Raw genomic sequence first — 887 nt, forward strand, 5'->3', positions numbered from 1 at the left:
CTGGCAATCCTCTTCAATTCACCCATATGCGCCTGTATTTTTCGATCGATTTCAGGATTTATACTCGGCCTGCTTGCTTTGGGTTGAAAATTAGGGTCTTCACCTCCTAAAACGCTTGAATAATAGTAAAAGAACTGGGTATCAAATTGTCTTGGAGTGAAAGAAAATTCACCCAAAAGAAAACCTAAACGTACCGCTGTTTTCCTTTGAGGGGGAGTTCCGTGATGATTTCTATTATTAACACTCATATCACCTATCTGAGCAGCAAAGTTATAAGCCTCCGCTATTTCGGAAAATTCTCTTTTATTAAATCCTTTAGGCTGCCTCAGATAGTAACCCGCAAAACCATCTGCTTCTAGCTCCATAGAACGAGCGGTATATTCTTTAACAGACGGAAGATTATATCTAAATTGCAATTGGTGCCCATATTCATGAGCCAAAATCATCGCATTCACAATGTTATCCGGACTTTTAGCTTTGGCCTCGTTATAAATGTAATAACCATAGTAAATTTTTCCAGTCGAATAAGAAAAAGCATTTCGGGTAGAAATAGGATAAGAGTAATCGACTACAAAGCCTAACCCCGGGGGCGTAAGCTTCCAAAGTGCGGCATTCTTTTTTAGTTCATTTCTCATAAATTCTGTATCTTCAGGAGTTTCCAATTCAGACTTTAACACCGCCGTAGGGCTCCAAGCTTCATCCACATAAGGCTGAGAGATGTAACTGCACAATACTTCTGAAATTGGAAAAATAAGAGGATTATCAGAAGTAGAAGCGGTAGCGGTAAAAGACTTATTGTCCTCATTTCTGCTACAAGAAAGAGTAAATGTTGTCGCTATAGATCCTAATAGCAACAACGAAATCATTGTTTTTTTCATCATGTGTAA

At 38.6% G+C, this 887-nt stretch carries 1 protein-coding gene; it reads right to left on the minus strand.

Annotated elements, in window-relative coordinates; all coding sequences use genetic code 11:
• Positions 1–881 (minus strand): neutral zinc metallopeptidase (locus GNY06_RS00135; protein ID WP_244614315.1); only part of this gene is annotated, 881 nt, incomplete at its 3' end.
• Positions 882–887 lie beyond the last annotated feature (6 nt).

The sequence above is a fragment of the Elizabethkingia argenteiflava genome (genome assembly GCF_009904105.1).
GTDB lineage: Bacteria > Bacteroidota > Bacteroidia > Flavobacteriales > Weeksellaceae > Elizabethkingia > Elizabethkingia argenteiflava.